General features: G+C 66.8%; 16 protein-coding genes. 15 read left to right on the top strand and 1 reads right to left on the bottom strand.

Annotated elements, in window-relative coordinates; all coding sequences use genetic code 11:
- Positions 1-104 precede the first annotated feature (104 nt).
- From Q1K70_RS06990 to Q1K70_RS06950, 9 genes are all read left to right on the top strand, one after another.
- Entirely contained in the window at positions 105-1,358 is a 1,254-nt protein-coding gene (locus tag Q1K70_RS06990) for a sigma 54-interacting transcriptional regulator (protein WP_300157263.1), read from the top strand.
- 18 nt (positions 1,359-1,376) lie between these two features.
- The gene (locus Q1K70_RS06985; RefSeq protein ID WP_300157261.1) at positions 1,377-1,805 is read left to right on the top strand and encodes a hypothetical protein; all 429 of its coding nucleotides are present in this window, start codon (positions 1,377-1,379) and stop codon (positions 1,803-1,805) included.
- 419 nt (positions 1,806-2,224) lie between these two features.
- Positions 2,225-3,550, top strand: coding sequence for a 4-aminobutyrate--2-oxoglutarate transaminase (gene gabT, locus Q1K70_RS06980; protein ID WP_300157259.1), 1,326 nt, complete (start codon positions 2,225-2,227; stop codon positions 3,548-3,550).
- Positions 3,551-3,592: 42 nt separating this feature from the next.
- A complete protein-coding gene (locus tag Q1K70_RS06975) occupies positions 3,593-4,840 on the top strand; it encodes an ABC transporter substrate-binding protein (RefSeq protein ID WP_300157257.1) in 1,248 nt (415 codons plus the stop codon).
- A gap of 73 nt (positions 4,841-4,913) precedes the next feature.
- Positions 4,914-5,798, top strand: a complete 885-nt coding sequence (locus Q1K70_RS06970) for a branched-chain amino acid ABC transporter permease (protein ID WP_300157255.1) — start codon at positions 4,914-4,916, stop codon at positions 5,796-5,798.
- 11 nt (positions 5,799-5,809) lie between these two features.
- On the top strand, positions 5,810-6,826 hold the full coding sequence (locus Q1K70_RS06965; protein WP_300157253.1) for a branched-chain amino acid ABC transporter permease: 1,017 nt from the start codon (positions 5,810-5,812) through the stop codon (positions 6,824-6,826).
- A complete protein-coding gene (locus Q1K70_RS06960; RefSeq protein ID WP_300157251.1) occupies positions 6,823-7,554 on the top strand; it encodes an ABC transporter ATP-binding protein in 732 nt (243 codons plus the stop codon). The genes Q1K70_RS06965 and Q1K70_RS06960 overlap by 4 nt, the downstream gene beginning before the upstream one ends.
- Positions 7,541-8,251 carry an ABC transporter ATP-binding protein gene (locus Q1K70_RS06955; protein WP_300157249.1) on the top strand — a complete coding sequence of 237 codons (711 nt, stop codon included), beginning with the start codon at positions 7,541-7,543 and terminating at the stop codon, positions 8,249-8,251. The genes Q1K70_RS06960 and Q1K70_RS06955 overlap by 14 nt, the downstream gene beginning before the upstream one ends.
- A gap of 146 nt (positions 8,252-8,397) precedes the next feature.
- Entirely contained in the window at positions 8,398-9,054 is a 657-nt protein-coding gene (locus Q1K70_RS06950; protein WP_300157247.1) for a CBS and ACT domain-containing protein, read from the top strand.
- Positions 9,055-9,199: 145 nt separating this feature from the next.
- On the opposite strand, the gene Q1K70_RS06945 is transcribed toward Q1K70_RS06950, so the two are convergent.
- Complete coding sequence (locus Q1K70_RS06945) at positions 9,200-9,619, bottom strand: PaaI family thioesterase (protein WP_300157245.1); 420 nt, start codon at positions 9,617-9,619, stop codon at positions 9,200-9,202.
- Positions 9,620-10,353: 734 nt separating this feature from the next.
- Here Q1K70_RS06945 and Q1K70_RS06940 point away from each other — a divergent pair.
- The 6 genes from Q1K70_RS06940 (at position 10,354) to Q1K70_RS06915 (ending at position 17,567) form a co-directional block, all read left to right on the top strand.
- Positions 10,354-11,229: a formate/nitrite transporter family protein gene (locus Q1K70_RS06940; protein ID WP_300157243.1), complete on the top strand. Its 876-nt coding sequence runs from the start codon at positions 10,354-10,356 to the stop codon at positions 11,227-11,229.
- Between the two features lie 30 nt (positions 11,230-11,259).
- On the top strand, positions 11,260-11,916 hold the full coding sequence (locus Q1K70_RS06935) for a molybdenum cofactor guanylyltransferase (RefSeq protein ID WP_300157241.1): 657 nt from the start codon (positions 11,260-11,262) through the stop codon (positions 11,914-11,916).
- A complete protein-coding gene (locus Q1K70_RS06930; RefSeq protein WP_300157240.1) occupies positions 11,913-12,497 on the top strand; it encodes a 4Fe-4S dicluster domain-containing protein in 585 nt (194 codons plus the stop codon). The genes Q1K70_RS06935 and Q1K70_RS06930 overlap by 4 nt, the downstream gene beginning before the upstream one ends.
- Positions 12,498-12,613: 116 nt before the next feature.
- Positions 12,614-14,641, top strand: a complete 2,028-nt coding sequence (locus Q1K70_RS06925; protein ID WP_300157238.1) for a [FeFe] hydrogenase, group A — start codon at positions 12,614-12,616, stop codon at positions 14,639-14,641.
- Positions 14,642-14,643: 2 nt separating this feature from the next.
- A complete protein-coding gene (hyfB, locus tag Q1K70_RS06920) occupies positions 14,644-16,662 on the top strand; it encodes a hydrogenase 4 subunit B (RefSeq protein WP_300157236.1) in 2,019 nt (672 codons plus the stop codon).
- A 2-nt stretch (positions 16,663-16,664) separates the two neighbouring features.
- Positions 16,665-17,567 carry an NADH-quinone oxidoreductase subunit H gene (locus Q1K70_RS06915; protein ID WP_300157234.1) on the top strand — a complete coding sequence of 301 codons (903 nt, stop codon included), beginning with the start codon at positions 16,665-16,667 and terminating at the stop codon, positions 17,565-17,567.

Raw genomic sequence — 17,567 nt, 5'->3', positions numbered from 1 at the left:
CTTTCCGTTCCCGCGGCGGGTTGCCTCGAACCTTGGTTTCATGACACTTTGCGGGCAAAAGGACGGCCCCGCGTCCCCACGGCGACATTTTTGCGGAGTCCTCGATGGCAGCCCCTTTCAACGACGCCGACATCCTGCGCGCCCTGGCCGCCCCGGTGCTGGCCGTGGACGCCGACGGCCGGGTGGCCTCGGCCAACGCGGCGGCGCTCGCCCTTTTCGGACCGGAGACGGCCTCGCCCGGAGCGGCCCTGCCCCTGGCCCGGCCCGCCCTGTGGCGGGAGGTGTCGGCCGTCGTCGCCTCCGGCCTGCCGAGCCGGGTCCAGGCCGCCGAGGACGGCCAGACCCTCGGGGCCTGGGTCACGCCCATCGAGCGCGACGGCCGGGTGGTCGGCGCGACCATCGCGTGCGGCCCGGGCGGCGGCTCCTGCGGCGGGCCCATCGGCGACCGCCTGCGCTCCGTCCTCGACTCCGTGTCCGACGGCATCTGGATCTGCTCGGGCGACGGCACCATCCTGGAGATCAATGCCGCGTCGGAACGCCTCAACTCCATCGAGGCCGAGGGCTACATCGGCAAGGACGTGGCCTGCATCGTGGCCGAGGGCATGGTGGACCGCTCGGCCACCCTGGAGGTGCTGGCCACGGGCAAGCAGGCCAGCATGATCCAGCACATCACCCGCACGGGCAAGCAGCTTTTGGTCACGGCCTCGCCGGTGCTCGGCGCGGACGGCAAGGTGGCCCTGGTGGTGGTCAACGAGCGCGACGTGACCGAGCTCAACAACCTCCGCCAGGGGTTGCAGCACGCCCGCAAGGTGGAGGAGCGCTACCGCAGCGAGCTGGCCGAGCTCTCGCTCTACGAGCTGTCCCAGAAGGACCTGGTGGCCCGCAGCCCGCAGATGCAGCGCACCCTGCGCACGCTTTTAAAACTCGCCCAGATGGACGTCTCGCGCATCCTGCTCCTGGGCGAATCCGGCACGGGCAAGGGCCTGCTCGCCAAGTTCCTGCACCAGGTGAGCCCCCGGGCGCAAAAACCCTTCATCCAGATCAACTGCCCGGCGGTGCCGGAAAACCTCTTCGAGGCCGAGATCTTCGGCTACGAGCGGGGGGCCTTCACCGGGGCGCGGGAAAACGGCAAGGCCGGGCTCATCGAGCTGGCCATGGGCGGCACGCTGTTTCTCGACGAGGTGGGCGACATCCCGCTCTCGGTCCAGGCCAAGCTGCTCAAGTACCTGGACGACCACGAACTGCGCCGCCTGGGCGGCTCCGAGTCCCGGGTCGTGGAGTGCCGGGTGGTGGCGGCCACCAACTGCGACATGGAGGGGCTGGTCGAACGACGGCTTTTCCGCAAGGACCTCTACTAGCGGCTCAACACCTTCCTGGTGCGCATCCTGCCGCTTCGCGAGCGCCGCGACGACATCTTCGGCCTGGCCGAATTCTACCTGGCCCAGCAAAACGCCCGCCACGGCAAGGCCAAGCGGCTCTCGGCCCGGGCGATGCGGCTGCTCGAGGCCTACGACTTCCCGGGCAACGTGCGCGAGCTCGTGAGCATCGTCCAGAAGGCCTTCGTCATGAGCGAGGACGACGACCTGACCGACGCCCTGGAGGAGGCCCTGGCCGGGGACGCGGCCGCCTCCGCCTCCGGCGTCGCGCCGCGCAGCCTGTCCGAGTCCACGGACCAGACGCTCCAGCGGCGGCTGCGCGAGGCCATGGCCGCCTGCCGCACCACGCGGGAGATGGCGGCCTATCTTGGCGTGAGCCAGGCGACCGTGGTACGCAAGCTCAAACGGTACGCTCTGACCCGGGATTGATTCGTTTCTGAATCAGACGTTATCCGTCGCCGCGCCCGCGACGGACTTTTTTCCCGATCTCCACCTCGGGCGTTTTCCCCCAACCGGCTTTGCTTCCTCACTGTTTTTCGACCGCATCGGCTGCGTCGCGCCCGTGGTCCGGCGGTCAGCGTCCCGGGCGACCCGAAGCGGACTTCTTGCGATTCATCAGAGAATCAACGCCAACCATCGACAGCAACATGATTTTTACAAATTTGCCGATTCAAAAGAGAATCAGCGCCGGGATGCAAGCGGAGGACGACTTTTACAACATACTAAAATAACATGATAATTTTTAAAAGAGCCTCTGGCGTGGTTCTTGCTGTAAACTCTGGCTGACGTTTCGGTGCCAATGACCACAAGGCGCTTTCGCCCAAAACCGCCAACCTCGAGGATGCTCCGTGAACACTTCCGGCAAAGCGAGCCAACTCCAGGCGCTCCGCGATCGTTACGTCCCCAAGGGCCATCCCAACGCCACGCCCTTTTTCGTCGAATCCGCCCAGGGCGCCATGCTGCGAGACGTCGAAGGCCGCGAATTCATCGACTTCGTCGGCGGCATCGGCGTGCTCAACGTCGGCCACTGCCACCCCAAAGTCGTGGCCGCCGTCAAGGACCAGGCCGACAAGTACCTCCACACCTGCTCCATGATCACCCTGTACGAGCCCTACGTGGAGCTGGCCAGGCGCGTGTGCGAGGCCGCCGCCGGCAAAAGTCCCAAAAAGGCCCTGTTCGTCAACAGCGGCTCCGAGGCCGTGGAGAACACGGTCAAGATCGCCCGCTGCCACACCGGCCGCGCCGGCGTCATCGCCATGAAGAACGCCTTCCACGGCCGCACGCTTCTGGCCATGTCGCTCACCAGCAAGGTCAAGCCCTACAAGTACGCCTTCGGCCCCATGGCCGCCGAGGTCTACCAGTACCCCTACTACGCCTACTGCTACCGCTGCCCCCTGGGCCTGTCCTACCCCGACTGCGGCGTGGCCTGCGCGGAAAAGATGCGCGAATTCTTCATCGGCACGGCCGCCGCCGAGCAGACCGCCTGCATCATCGCCGAGCCGGTCCAGGGCGAGGGCGGCTTCGTGGTGCCGCCGGCGGAATTCTTCGTCAAGCTCAAGGCCATCTGCGAGGAGTTCGGCATCGTGTTCGTCGCCGACGAGGTCCAGTCCGGATTCGGCCGCACCTCCAAGATGTTCGCCATGGAGCACTTCGGCGTGGAGCCCGACCTCATGAGCGTGGCCAAGAGCATGGGCGGCGGCCTGCCCCTGGCCGGCGTCGTGGGCAAGGCCGACATCATGGATTCCGTCCACGTGGGCGGCATCGGCGGCACCTACGGCGGCAACCCGCTCGCCTGCCGCGCCGGCATCGCCGTGCTCGACGCCATCGAGGAGGAGGGCCTGCTGGCCGCCGCCGTGCGCCTGGGCGACACGCTGGCCGCCCGCTTCGAGGCCTGGAAGGACGAGTTCGCGCTCATCGGCGACGCCAGGGGCCTTGGGGCCATGCGCGCCCTGGAGTTCGTCTCCGACCGCACGACCAAGGCCCCGTGTCCCGAGGCGGCCAAGGGCGTGGTCAAGTACTGCCAGGACCACGGCCTGCTCGTGCTCTCCTGCGGCAACTTCGGCAACTGCATCCGGGCGCTCATGCCGCTGGTCATCACCGACGAGCAGCTTTCACGCGGCCTGGACATCATGGAAAGCGGCATCCGCGAGGTCTCCAAGAGCCTCGGCAAATAGGCAAGGCCCGACCGACAGCAACCGTCAACCAAGGGGAAAGGCATGAAAACGCAGGGCAAGGGATCGCTTCTGGCTTGCTGCCTGGCCGCGGCGCTGGGCCTGTACCTGGCCGCCTCGCCGGCCGGCGCCGCCGACAAGGTGGTGAAAATCGGCAACGTCGAGCCGCTGTCCGGCCCGTCGGCCTCGGTCGGCGTCCAGGGCAAGCAGGCCCGGGAAATGGCCGTGGAGGAGATCAACGCCGCCGGCGGCATCAAGTCCCTGGGCGGAGCCAAGCTCGAACTCGTCTACGCCGACAGCAAATCCGACCCCACCGTCGGCGTGACCGAGACCGAGCGCCTCATCAACACCGAAAAGGTCAACCTCATGACCGGTTGCTGGAACTCCGCCGTGACCTACCCGGCCACCCAGGTGGCCGAGCGCTACGGCATCCCCTTCGTGGTGCCCGTGGCCGTGCGCGACACCATCACCGAACGCGGCTTCAAAAACGTCTTCCGCGTGGCCGCCAAGGACTCCTGGTGGGTGCGCGACCAGTTCCGCTTCCTGAAGGACATGCAGGAAGAGACCGGAACCAAGCTCAAGACCATCGCCTTCGTGTTCGAAAACGGCGACTGGGGCACCGGTTTCGCCGAGAAGTGGCGCGAGCTGGCCAAGAAGGACGGCTACCAGATCGTCCTCGACGAGCCCTATCCGTCCACGGCCACGGACCTGACCCCGGTCGTGACCAAGCTCAAGTCCGCCAACCCCGACGTCGTCATGCTCGTCTCCAACGCCGCGGACGCCATCCTTTTGACCAACACCATGGCCGAGATGCAGGTCAAGCCCAAGGTCGTGCTGGCCAGCGGCGGCGGCCACGCCGATCCCAAGTTCCTGGAGAACACCGGCGACACCGCCTACGGCATCTTCGACGAGGTCGAGTGGAACACCGACGTCAACAAGCCCGGCGCCAAGGAAACCAACGCCAAGTTCAAGAAGAAGTACGGCTATGACCTGACCGGCGAATCCGTGGACGCCTACGCCGCCATGTACGTCATCGCCGACGCCCTGGAGCGCGCCGGTTCCACCGACCCGGCCAAGATCCGCGAAGCCCTGGCCGCCACCAATCTCACCTCCGGCCCGGCCATGATCGTCTCCTACGACGGCGTGGAGTTCGACAAGGACGGCCAGAACAAGAACGCCGGCATCGTCATCGTGCAGGTGGCCAAGGTCGACGGCAAGCCCGAGCGCGTGACCGTGTGGCCCAAGGCCGCCCGCCGCGCCGGTTACACTCCGGTCTTTCCGGCCAACAAGTAGCCCCGACGCTTCCCCATAAACGCCCCGGGCGGTCTGGCTGGCCGCCCGGGGCAAACGTCCTGGAGTAGGCCTCATGACCGCGGTGATTCAGGCGACGCTCAACGGCATCATGATGGGCGCCATGTACGGGCTGACCGCCCTGGGTCTCACCCTGATCTTCGGGGTGATGAAGGTGGTCAACTTCGCCCACGGCTCCCTGCTCATGGTCGGCATGTTCAGCGCCTATTGGCTGATCAAGCTCACGGGCATCCACCCGTACCTGGCTCTTCTTATCGTTCCTCCCATCCTCTACTTCTTCGGCTACTATCTCCAGGATCTGGTGATAAAACCCGTGTTCCGGGCCGAGCGGCAGGTCCGCGAACCGCTGACGGTCATCATCGTGACCACCGGCGTCTGGTACGTCCTGGACAACCTGGCGCTCATGCTCTTCGGGGCCGAATACCGCACCGTGCGCACGGCCATTTCCAACAAGTCCTTCGCGCTCGGCTCCTTCATCGTCTCCATCCCCAAATTTTCCGGCTTCGTCATCGCCGTGGCCACGGCCGTGGGCCTGGCCCTTTTCATGCGCAAGACCAAGATCGGCATGGCGCTTCGGGCCACCAGCCTCGACCGCGAGGCGGCCAACCTCATGGGCATCGACCAGTACAAGGTCTACAACATCGCCTTTGGCCTGGGCACCGCCATCGCCGGCATCGCCGGCTGCGTGCTCATTCCCTTCTACTACGTCTACCCGTCGGTGGGCGTGGTCTTCGACATCCGGGCCTTCATCATCGTGGTCCTCGGGGGCCTTGGCAGCATTCCCGGGGCGCTCCTCGGCGGCCTGGTCATCGGCCTGATCGAATCCGTCTTTTCGCAGTTCATGGCCTCCACCTGGACCGAGGCCATCATCTACGCCATTTTTCTCATTATCTTGTTCGTGAAACCCTCGGGTTTTTTCGGCAACAAACAGGACTGGTAGGAGGGGACGCCGTGAGCCGAAAACAACTCGACGCAACGCTTATGACCGTTGCCGCCCTCGTCGCCTTCGGGCTGCCCCTGGTGGTCACCTCGCCCACCTACCTGCAAATCCTCATCCTGCTCTTTTTCTACGCGTACCTGACCACGTCCTGGAACCTGGTCGGCGGCTTCGCCGGGGTGCTGCCGCTTGGCCACTCGGTCTTCGTCGGCATCGGGGCCTACACCTCGACCATCCTCACCCTCCAGTACGGCGTCTCCCCCTGGATCGGCATGCTGGTCGGCGGGGTGCTCGCCGCCCTGGTCGGCGTCGTCATCGGCCTTCCCACCTTCCGCATGCGCGGGGCCTACTTTTGCCTGTGCACCATCGCCTTCGCCGAAGGCATCCGGGTCATGGTGGAAAACATCGATTCGTTGGGGCCGCTGAAGGTCAACGGTCCGCGGGGGCTGCTCATACCGCTTAAGGACCCGTCCTTCTGGCACTACCAGTTCATGTCCAAGCTGCCGTACTACTACATCATCCTGGTCATGCTGCTCATCGTCCTGACCCTGACATGGTTCATCTCCCGCTCCAAGATCGGCTACTACCTGGCCGCCGGCGGCGAGGAGCCCGAGGCGGCCGCGGCGCTGGGCGTCAACGTGGCCAACTGCAAGCTTTTGTCCATGGCCCTGTCCTGCTTCTTCACGGCCCTGGCCGGCACCTTCTACGCCCAGCTCATGCTCTACTTCTATCCCAAGGGCCTCATGGGCCTCGACCTCTCCTTCGAGATCGCCTTCATCGCGCTCATCGGCGGCCGGGGCACCATCGCCGGCCCGGTCATCGGCGCGCTGGTGCTGCGGCCGCTTAACGAGTTCACCCGCATCTACCTGAGCGACATGCTGCCCGGCCTGCACCTCGTCATCTTCGGCCTCATCCTCATCCTGGTCATGCTCTACAAGCCGCAAGGCCTCACCGCGCCGCTGTCCGCCGTCTACGACAAGCTGGCCCGCAAGATCACCCGGGAACCCAACGCCAAGGGAGTCGCCGCATGAGCGCCAACATCCTTGAAATCACGACCCTGACCAAGCACTTCGGCGGCCTGACCGCGGTCAGCGCCCTGGACCTGCACATCGAAAAGGGCGAGATCCTGGCGCTGATCGGCCCCAACGGCGCGGGCAAGTCCACGGTGTTCAACCTCGTGGCCGGGGTCTACCCGCCCTCCGAGGGCACCATCCGCTTCAAGGACGCGGTCATAAACGGCCGCAAGCCCTGGGACCTGTGCAAGCTGGGCCTGGCCCGCACCTTCCAGATCGTCAAGCCCTTCGCCAGCAAGACCGTCCTCTACAACGTCATGGTCGGGGCGTTTTTGCACACCAACTCCACGGCCAAGGCCCGCGAAAAAGCCGAAGAGGTCATGGCCGTCCTCGGCCTGGAGCATCTGCGCGACCGCCTGGCCGGCAGCCTCACCATCGCCGACCGCAAGCGCCTGGAGATCGGCAAGGCCCTGGCGACGAACCCCGAACTGCTGCTCCTCGACGAGGTCATGGCCGGCCTGCGCCCCACCGAAGTGGACGACATGATCGCCGTCATCAGGGGACTGCGCGACCGGGGCGTCACGGTCTTCGTCATCGAGCACATCATGCGCGCCGTCATGGCGCTCTCCGACCGGGTGGCGGTCATCCACTTCGGCCAGAAGATCGCCGAGGGCACGCCCGAGGCCGTGACCAGGGACGAGAACGTCATCAAGGCCTATCTCGGGGGGGACTATGACGCTGCTTAGCGTGGAACACATCGACGTGGCCTACGGCGACGTCCAGGTCATAAACGACCTGTCGCTGACCGTGGAGGAAGGCGAGGTCGTGAGCATCATCGGCGGCAACGGCGCGGGCAAGTCCACCCTGCTCAAGACCATCTCCGGCCTCATGGCCCCGAGTTCCGGCATCATCCGCTTCAAGGGCGAACCCATCCAGAACCTGCCGCCCGAGCGCATCGTCGATCGCGGCATCGTCCACGTGCCCGAGGGCAGGCGGCTCTTCTCGCTCATGACCGTGGCCGAAAACCTGATGATCGGGGCCTACTCGCCCAGGGCCTACAAGGAGCGGGACAAGACCCTGCGCCAGGTCCACGCCCTGCTGCCGCGCCTGCTCGAACGCCAGGCCCAGACGGCCATGACGCTTTCCGGCGGCGAGCAGCAGATGGTGGCCATCGGCCGGGGACTCATGGCGTTGCCGGGGCTGCTCATGCTCGACGAACCGTCGCTTGGACTCGCGCCCATCCTGGTCAAGTCCATCTTCGACACCCTGCGCAAGATCGCCGACTCCGGCACCACGGTGCTCCTCGTCGAACAGGACGTGCACCACTCGCTGCGGCTTTCGGACCGGGGCTACGTGCTGGAGCACGGCCGGGTGGCCCTGTCCGGGCCGGCGGGGCAGCTGCTCGAGAACCCGCACATCAAGTCGGCCTATCTGGGCATCTGACGCCGGGCCGGGTCCGCCCGGCCCGGGGCGTCCTGCCGGGAGGGACCGCGCAGGCGGTCGGACGACAATGGATTCGGGGCATTGGTTTGTCCTGGAAAATCCGGACGGATGCTTCAGGACGCAACACTAGCGCAAGGAGCCACAGCATGCTCGTCGGAGATTGGATGTCGCGCAACGTGGTCACGGCGACCGAGGACGTGTCCATGATCAAGGCCGGGCGGATGCTGCGCGAACGCAAGATCCGCCGCCTGCCCGTGGTGGACAAGGACGGCAGGCTCGTCGGCATCGTGTCCGAGCGCGACCTCAAGGCCGCCTCGCCCTCGGCCGCGACCACGCTCGACATGTACGAGATGACCTACCTGCTCTCGGAGATGAAGCTCAAAAGCATCATGAACAAGTCCCCGCTGTCCATCCGGCCGACCGACACGGTGGAGCGGGCGGCCCTGGTCATGCGCGACAACAAGGTCGGCTGCCTGCCGGTGGTGGACGCCGCGGGCAAGGTCGTGGGCATCATCACGGACACGGACATCTTCAGACTCTTCGTGTCCATCACCGGCATCGACCAGGGCGGCATCCAGATCGGCCTGCGCCTGGGTACCAACGAAGGCAGCCTCAAGCCCGTGCTCGACGCCCTGCGCGGCCACGAGGCCCGCATCATCAGCATCCTTTCTTCCTACGACCGGGCCGACGCCGCCCGCCGCGACGTGTCCATCCGCATCCAGGGCCTGCCCGAAACCAAGGAACGGGAACTCCACGCCCTGCTGGAAAAGACCTGCCAGGTGCTGTCCTGGACCCGGGACTAGGCGGCCAAGCCGCAGCCTCCGCAAGCACGACGGGGCCGGTCGAACGACCGGCCCCGTTTCGTTTTCCGTCATGGCGCCTGGGAGGGCCGCCGCCTCGCCGCCCGGCCGGGGCGCGCCCCGGGCGGCGCGTCGGAAGCCTCGCCCGTCAGGAGCCGCGCCGGATGTTGTACACGCCGCGCCCCTCGGCCACGTGCTCGTCCGGGCTGCCGTCGGACCACAGCGCCACCTGCGCGTTGCCCACCCGGTTGCCGAGCAGGCGCACGGTCGCCTCGGCGTAGAGGTCGCGGGCCGCGGCCGGGCGCAGGTAGTCCACGCGCAGGTCGATGGTGGCGATGCGGTCGGCCAGTTCGCAGCGGGTCCACACGGCGAAGCCGGCGCACACGTCGGCCAGGGTGGAGATCACGCCGCCGTGGATGGCCGGCCGGCGCGCGTCGCCGATCAGGTCCTCGCGAAAGGGGATGAAAAGCCGCACCCGCCCTTCCTCCACGGCCGCCACCCGGATGCCGAGCATCTTCTGGAACGGCAACCCGTTTTCGATCAGGTCGGCCAGCACTGCGAAATCCATGTCTCCCCTCCGCGCATGACGTTTCCCTGCCCTGCCGGGCCGGACCACGGGCATACCGGCTCCCCGCCGCCTTGTCCAACCGCGCCGGGAGCGGACGCGGCCGGACCGGGCCGACCGCCGTGCCCGGGCGTTGCGGGGCAGCCGCGCCCAAGTGCGGCCGTTTCCCGCCCCGACGCCCGCCACCGTTCCCCGGGGCCGACGCCTCCGCAACGCCCCTCTCTCGACCTTTCCGCCGCTTTCCCCAGAGCCCGCCGCCCCTGGCGGTCGGCATGCAATGGAAGTGCATCTGCAAATCCTGCAATTGCACGGTCGCGCCCTGACCGGTGGCGCGCCCCGCGCCAGACGATTTCACAACACACTGAAATATCACTTCATCCCGCCATCGCTCTCTGCTGCGCGCCGTGAAGCGGCGCAATCCCGGTCGCGAACGCCTCCCGCCGGACCGTCTCCGGCCATACGTAAATTCAATCAATAATCACGGCTAAATAGGGAATTTCATGAAGTTCGCCTCGCTCCATGGCGTGGGCATTGGCATGCAAGCTGCTATGAGCGTGTTCGAACACTGCATGATGACAAGCAAAAAAATACAATAAAAACAATTTAATAAGGCTGATCAAAGCATGAGGCAGAATGGTTTCGCGACAACTGGTTGAAACCCATGATGCGACCATGCTTTCAGGTGATTACGGCGACAAGCATTTGTCATTTTCAACAACCTTAAGGAGGTCTTGTTCATGAGTTTCGTCGCACCACCGGATGTTGCAAAGAACTGTTGCAACGTACAGGAAGCAAGGGTGAAGTTGTCCGTTCCCAAAATGATCGTTCTCGGTCTGGCGGCGGGTTTCTACATCTCCTTCGGCGCGGAAGCCTCGGTCATGGTCGCCCACGACCTCACCGCCCTGGGAGCCGGCTTCCAGCGGTTCATGCTGGCCTCGATCTTCTCCGTCGGCCTCATGATCGTCATCAACGGCGGGGCCGAGCTCTTCACCGGCAACTGTCTGCTCTGGGTCGCCTACATGGACCGCAAGATCTCCACCGCCGCCATGCTGCGCAGCTGGGGCTGGGTGCTTTTGGCCAACATGGTCGGCGCGGTCTTCTTCGCCTGGCTGTACTACTGCACCGGCCTGGCCAACTTCAACAACAGCCTCCTCGGCGCGTTCCAGCTGAAGATGGCCGTGGCCAAGACCACCACCCCCTGGGACCAGTTGTTCGTGCGCGGCATCTTCTGCAACTGGCTGGTCTGCCTGGCCGTCTGGCTGGCCTTCGCCTCCGGCGACGTCATCAGCAAGTGCGTCTCCGCCTGGATCGGCGTCATGACCTTCGTCATGAGCAACTTCGAGCACAGCATCGCCAACATGTACTACCTGCCCGCCGGCTGGTTCGCCAAGCATTCCGACGCCGTGGTCAAGGCCTCGGGCCTGGCCGCCGACAAGGTGGACGCCCTGACATGGTCGAGCATCGTCTTCAACAATTGGGTGCCGGTGACGCTCGGCAACACCGTGGGCGGCTGCGTGTTCGTGGCCAGCCTCTACTGGTTCAGCTACGTGCGCCAGTGCAAGGGCGCGCCCAACGTCGCCGCCTGCATGCGCAAGGCCGCGGTCAACGAGTAGTCCCTCGCAAGCCCCCGGGAGGAACGCGCCATGTCGGACTGTAGCGGTCAGCACATCGCCCCTGTCCTGCTCGCGGGGGGAAAGAGCGCCCGGATGGGACGCGACAAGAGCTTCGTGCCCCTGGCGGGGCGACCCATGATCGAAGTGGTGGCCGGGCGCATCGCCGCCATATTCGGCGAAAAGCCCCTGCTCGTCGCCGACAGGCCGGACCGCTACAGCCATTTGGACCTGCCCGTGGTCGTGGACGTCTACCGCGAGCGCGGCCCCCTGGGCGGCATCCACGCCGCCCTGGCCGCCGGAAGCGCCCCCGCCTGCTTCGTCTTCGCCTGCGACATGCCGTTCCTCGACGCGCCGCTGATCGCGGCCATGCGCCGCATGGCCGACGGCCACGACGCCGTGGCCCCCCGCCACGGCAGCCGCGTCGAACCCCTGCACGCCATCTACCGCGCCTCGTGCCTCCCGCTGCTGGAAAGCATGCTGCGGGAAGGGCGCGGCAGACTGGCCGAGGCCCTGGCCCGGCTGCGGGTGCGCTACGTCTCCGAACGCCTGGTCCGCGCCTGCTCGCCCGACCTGCGGGTCTTCACCAACGTCAATACGCCGGCCGAACTCGGCGCGATCGCCGCGCTGGCCCCATACAACCCGGAACACCCCGTCTCAGCCGTCCGCGCTGAAAGGACATGCCCATGAACACCTCGCTCAACACCTTCGTTGTGGCGGACCCCAAGAAATGCATCGGCTGCAAGGTCTGCGAAGTGGCCTGCTCCACGGTGCACGCCACCCCCGAACCCCGGACCGTCGGGGCCATGGCCTCGCCCGTCCTGCCCCGGCTCTACCTCGTGCGCGTGCCCGAGGTGACCATGCCCGTCCAGTGCCGCCACTGCGAGGACGCCCCCTGCGCCAACGTCTGTCCCGTGGCCGCCATCACCCAGAAAAACGACGCCATCGTCGTGGACGAAGCCGTGTGCATGGGCTGCAAGACCTGCATGATGGCCTGTCCCTTCGGAGCCATCGACCTGGTGCCGGTCTACAAGAACGGCCAGGCGGTCATGCAGAACCTCCAGGAGGCCCAGGGCCAGGGGCTGGCGGTCAAGGAGAAGCTCGTGGCCAGCAAGTGCGACATGTGCTTTTCCCGCGACAAGGGGCCGGCCTGCGTCGAGAACTGTCCGGCCAAGGCCCTGGAAGTCATGTCGCTCAAGAAGGAAAAGCGGAAGCGCAACCTCAGCTCGGCCATGAACCTGCTCGAATCCGTCAAGCAGTTCATGGAATGACGCCCGGACGCTTGCTGCGTCGTCTCCGGAGCCTGCTGCCCCCAAACACCAACACTGCATCCGGTCGCCAGCGGACGGAACCCACCGACCTGGCGCGCGATGCCGGAGGTCCACATATGAGCGCCACCAGCGGCCCGATCATCAGCATCGACAAGGAACTGTGCACCGGGTGCAAGCGCTGCACCGAGGTCTGCCCCGTCAACGCCATCGAGGGCAAGAAGGGCGAGCCCCAGACCGTCGTCGCCGACCGGTGCGTGGTTTGCGGCCAGTGCGTCCAGGTCTGCAGCGCCTTCGCCTCCATCTTCGACGAGGGCGTCGCCCCCCGCGAGGCCAAGCTCGCCGAGCGCGGCCTGCTCCCCACGGTGCGCGAGCCGCTCTTCGCCGCCTACAACCGCGGCGACGCCGCCCGGGTCAAGGACGGCCTGGCCGATGCCGGGCTTTTCACCATGGTCCAGTGCGCCCCGGCCGTGCGGGTGTCCATCGCCGAGGAATTCGGCCTGCCGCTCGGCTCTCTCACCCCGGGCAAGATGGCCGCCGCCCTGCGCCGGCTCGGCTTCGACCGCGTCTACGACACCAACTTCACCGCCGACCTGACCATCATGGAGGAAGGCAGCGAGCTCATCAAGCGGGTGACCGAAGGCGGCGCGCTGCCCATGTTCACCTCCTGCTGCCCGGCCTGGGTCAAGTACCTGGAGCAGACCTATCCCGAGCTCATCCCCCACCTGTCCAGCTGCAAGTCGCCCCAGCAGATGGCCGGCGCGCTGTTCAAGACCTACGGCGCCAAGGTGGACGGCGTGGATCCGGCCACGGTCCTGAGCGTCTCGGTCATGCCCTGCACCTGCAAGAAGTTCGAGAGCGAACGCCCGGAGATGCAGGACAGCGGCTTCCGCGACGTGGACGTGGTCCTGACCACCCGCGAGCTCGGCTACCTGATCAAGGACGCCGGCATCGACTTCGCCGGCCTGCCCGAGGAGGCCTTCGACAAGCCGCTCGGCGTCTACACCGGCGCGGGCAACATCTTCGGCGTCACCGGCGGCGTCATGGAGGCGGCCCTGCGCACGGGCTACGAGCTGATCACCAAGGAGCCCGTGCCCAAGCTCGAGATGAACTTCGTGCGCGGCGGCGAGGGCGTGCGCAAGGCCACGGTCAAGGTGGGCAAGCTCAGCCTCAAGGTGGCCGTGGCCTCGGGCCTGGCCAACGTCGCGCCCCTGCTCGAGCAGATCAGGTCCGGCGAGGCCGACTTCCACTTCCTGGAGGTCATGACCTGCCCCGTGGGCTGCGTCAGCGGCGGCGGCCAGGCCAAGGTGCTTTTGCCCACGGACCGCACCGTGGCCTACGAGACGCGCACCGCCGCCACCTACAGCCACGACGAGCACCTGCCGCTGCGCAAGTCCCACGACAACCCCGAGGTGAAAAAGCTCTACAAGGACTTCCTCGGCGAACCCTTGGGCCATGAGTCCCATCATCTGCTGCACACGGAATACGTTCCCAGTAACCAAGGCTACCCGGTTCCGGGGCCGGGGCGCAGGCGCGTCCCGGCCCCGGCCCGACGCCAGGAAAAGGTCGCACCCATGCTGCGCGTCACCCCCCTCATCCACCGCGACGCCGCCGCCTGCATCGGCTGCCGCCTGTGCGAGGTCGCCTGCCAGGCCCGGGATCTCCGCCGGCCGACCGTCGGCTGCCTGGAGGAGCCCGTCGTGCCGCGCCTGCGCGCCGACCGGCGCGGCGCGGCGGTGGAACTCGCCTTCTGCGCCCACTGCGAGGAGCCCGCCTGCCTGCCCGCCTGCCCCGAGGGCGCGCTCGTCCGCCGGGACGGGACCGTGTCCGTGGACGCGGCGAAGTGCCGGGGCTGCCCGCATTGCCTCGCGGCCTGCCCGTTCGGGACGATCCGCATCGCCCCGAACGCTTCGGCCCGCAAGTGCGACCTGTGCCTCACGCGTCCCGGCGGCCCCGCTTGCGTGGAAGCTTGCCCGGAAAACGCCCTGGCCCGCGTGGAACCGGGGCGCGACAGGAAGGAGAAGAATCTCGCCGCCGCCCTGGCGCTCCTCGCGCCCGGGACCGGACGGCAGGCGGCGCAGGCGGCTTCCCGCCCGGCCGCCGGAAACGCCGACGACCGAACCCACAAACAAGCGGGGGAGTTGTAACCATGAAACTCTGGTACGTAAGCGCGCTGTGCTTCTACGCGCTCGGCATCTGCTCGCCGCTGTTCGCCGCCAAACGGCCGGCCGTGAGCAACGTCCTGGCGCACTTCGCGGCCGTGCTCGGCAGCCTGGCCCTGCTCGGGCTGTCCCTGACCATCATCACCGGCAACGGCGAAACCCTGCGTTTCGCCTGGTTCGCCCCCCTGGGCGACATCCTCGTCACCCTCGACGGCCTGTCGGCCCTGTTCCTCCTCGCCCTCGGCGTGGTCGGCACGGCGGCGAGCATCTACGCCGTGGGCTACACCAAGGAGTACTACGGCCACCGGTTCGCCTCCATGGCCTCGCTCTACAACGCCTTTCTCCTGTCCATCGTCCTGGTGCTGACCGTAAGCCAGGTGTTCTACTTCATCATCGCCTGGGAGACCATGACCCTGGTCTCCTTCTTCCTGGTGAACCACGAGTTCGAGAAGGCCGGCAACACCAAGGCCGCCTACCAGTACATCCTCATGACCCACGTGGGCACGGCGTTTATCGTGGCCGCCTTCCTGATCCTCTCGAGTTCCGTCGAGAGCCTGGACTTCGCCGGCCTGGCCGGGGCCCAGCTGCCCGGCGGCCTGCGCAACCTGGTGTTCGCCTGCGCCCTCCTCGGCTTCGGCACCAAGGCGGGCGTGATCCCCATGCACGTCTGGCTGCCCGAGGCCCACCCGGCCGCGCCGAGCCACGTGTCGGCGCTCATGTCCGGCGTCATGATCAAGACGGCCATCTACGGCATGTGCCGCTTCTTCCTGGAATTTCTGGGCACCGGTCCCCAGTGGTGGGGCGTGGTGGTCCTGGCCCTGGCCATCGTGTCCTCGGTGCTCGGCGTGCTCTACGCCTGCGTGCAGCACGACCTCAAACGCCTGCTCGCCTACCACAGCGTGGAGAACATCGGCATCATCCTGCTCGGCGTGGGCTCGGGCATGGTCTTCATGAGCCGGGGCCAGGCCCTGCCCGCGGCCCTGGCCTGGATGGCCGCCCTGTACCACGTCTTCAACCACGCCGTGTTCAAGTCCCTGCTCTTCCTCGGGGCCGGCTCGGTGCTCCACGGCTCCGGCACCAAGGACATCGAGCACATGGGCGGGCTTATCAAGCGCATGCCCGTCACCGCCCTGCTCTTCCTCATCGGCGCGGTGGCCATCTCCGCCCTGCCGCCGCTGTCCGGGTTCGTGAGCGAATGGCTGACCTTCCAGTCCATGTTCCACCTGCCGGCGGCCATGTCGGGCCTGCTCGGCAAGCTCTGGGCCGTGATCCTCATCGCCCTGCTGGGGCTGACCGGCGCGCTGGCCGGAGCCTGCTTCGTCAAGGTCGTGGGCGTGACCTTCCTGGCCAAGCCCCGAAGCGCCGGCGCGGCCAAGGCGCACGAGGCCCCGGTGTCCATGCTGGCCGGCATGGCCGGCCTCGCCGCCGTGTGCGTGGCCGCCGGCGTGTGCCCGCAGTGGATGCTTGCTGTCGTCGGCCGGGCCGTGGCCGGACTCAAGGGCGTGGACAGCGCCGGCATGCTCGCCCAGAGCGACTGGCTGACCACCATGCTGCCCCTGGGCTCGGGCGGCGATTCCCTGGCCATGCCCTTCGTGGCCGTGCTGCTCCTGGCCGGCTGCCTCATGGCCCTCGGCTTCGCCCGCCTGGCCGGCAAGGCCAAGGTGGTCACGGGCGAGACCTGGACCTGCGGCATCGTTCCCACCGCCCGCATGGAATACTCGGCCACGGGATTTACCGAGCCCATCCGTCGCGTGTTCAAGGCCATCCTGCGGCCCGTGGTCGAGATCAAAGCCGAGAAGGAGCCCAATCCCTACCACGGCGTGCGCATGACGTTTTCCGTGCACATCACCAACATCTTCAACGAGTGGATCTACAACCCGCTGTGCGAAGGCGTGATGTTTCTTGCCGAGAACTTCAAGCGCATCCAGGGCGGCAGCCTGCAGGTGTACATCGGCTACATCATGGTGTTCACGGTCATCGTGCTCATCGTCAGCAACAGGGGTTAGCCATGCCATACGAATCGCTTCTCATCCAGGTCGTCCTCGTCCTCTTGCTGGCTCCCCTCGTGCAGGGCGTCATCAAGAACACGAAGGCCCGTTTCCAGAGCCGTCGCGGCCCGGGCTACCTCCAGCCCTACTACGACTACGCCAAGTTCCTGCGCAAGGATTACGTCGTCTCCCCCACGACGTCCTGGGTCTTCCACGTCGCGCCCTACGTCTACTTCGGCGCGGCCGTGGCCGCCGCCCTGTTCGTGCCCACCCTCATGAACACGGGCGTCACCTTCAACAACCTCTTCATCCTGGTCTACGTCTTCGCCCTGGGCCGCTTCTTCCTGGCCGCCGCCTCCCTGGACGCCGGCAGCGCCTTCGGCGGCATGGGCGGCTCCCGCGAGATGTACATCGCGGTGCTGGTCGAGCCCATCCTCATGCTCACGCTCTTCTCCGTGGCCATGGGCGCCCAGACCACCACCCTGTCCGGCATGGCCGCCTGGGCCTCGGGCACGGGGCTCACCTTCTCGGGCCTGCTGGCCGCCCTGGCCTTCCTCATCGTGCTGGTGGCCGAGACCGGCCGCATCCCCGTGGACAATCCCGACACCCACCTGGAACTGACCATGATCCACGAAGGCATGGTCCTCGAGTACTCCGGCCGGCCCACGGGGCTCATCTTCTGGGCCGCCTCGGTCAAGCAGCTCGTGCTCATCGTGGTCTTCGTCAACCTGTTCGTGCCCTGGGCGCCGCCCTTCGTCGAGGGAACGGTCCTGTCGTGGGCGCTTTTCGCCCTGAAGGTCCTGGTCACGGCCGTGCTCCTGGCGGCCATCGAGACCAGCACCAACAAGATCCGGCTGTTCCGCGCGCCGGGGCTCCTCGCCGCCGGCGGCGTGCTGGCCCTGCTCGCCCTGGCCGCCCAATAA

Source organism: Solidesulfovibrio sp. (assembly GCF_029978005.1).
Taxonomy (GTDB): Bacteria; Desulfobacterota; Desulfovibrionia; order Desulfovibrionales; family Desulfovibrionaceae; genus Solidesulfovibrio.
Note: the sequence above shows the minus strand (reverse complement) of the source record. Positions and strands in the feature narration are given on the sequence as shown.

What these genes read in the sequence shown, in the direction of transcription:
- Q1K70_RS06975 (WP_300157257.1), top strand. Translation starts at nt 3,593, where the DNA reads ATGAAAACGCAGGGCAAGGGATCGCTTCTGGCTTGCTGCCTGGCCGCG.
- hyfB (WP_300157236.1), top strand. Translation starts at nt 14,644, where the DNA reads ATGAAACTCTGGTACGTAAGCGCGCTGTGCTTCTACGCGCTCGGCATC.
- Q1K70_RS06950 (WP_300157247.1), top strand. Translation starts at nt 8,398, where the DNA reads ATGCTCGTCGGAGATTGGATGTCGCGCAACGTGGTCACGGCGACCGAG.
- Q1K70_RS06925 (WP_300157238.1), top strand. Translation starts at nt 12,614, where the DNA reads ATGAGCGCCACCAGCGGCCCGATCATCAGCATCGACAAGGAACTGTGC.
- Q1K70_RS06960 (WP_300157251.1), top strand. Translation starts at nt 6,823, where the DNA reads ATGAGCGCCAACATCCTTGAAATCACGACCCTGACCAAGCACTTCGGC.
- Q1K70_RS06955 (WP_300157249.1), top strand. Translation starts at nt 7,541, where the DNA reads ATGACGCTGCTTAGCGTGGAACACATCGACGTGGCCTACGGCGACGTC.
- Q1K70_RS06990 (WP_300157263.1), top strand. Translation starts at nt 105, where the DNA reads ATGGCAGCCCCTTTCAACGACGCCGACATCCTGCGCGCCCTGGCCGCC.
- Q1K70_RS06915 (WP_300157234.1), top strand. Translation starts at nt 16,665, where the DNA reads ATGCCATACGAATCGCTTCTCATCCAGGTCGTCCTCGTCCTCTTGCTG.
- Q1K70_RS06970 (WP_300157255.1), top strand. Translation starts at nt 4,914, where the DNA reads ATGACCGCGGTGATTCAGGCGACGCTCAACGGCATCATGATGGGCGCC.
- Q1K70_RS06930 (WP_300157240.1), top strand. Translation starts at nt 11,913, where the DNA reads ATGAACACCTCGCTCAACACCTTCGTTGTGGCGGACCCCAAGAAATGC.
- Q1K70_RS06935 (WP_300157241.1), top strand. Translation starts at nt 11,260, where the DNA reads ATGTCGGACTGTAGCGGTCAGCACATCGCCCCTGTCCTGCTCGCGGGG.
- Q1K70_RS06940 (WP_300157243.1), top strand. Translation starts at nt 10,354, where the DNA reads ATGAGTTTCGTCGCACCACCGGATGTTGCAAAGAACTGTTGCAACGTA.
- Q1K70_RS06945 (WP_300157245.1), bottom strand. Translation starts at nt 9,619, where the DNA reads ATGGATTTCGCAGTGCTGGCCGACCTGATCGAAAACGGGTTGCCGTTC.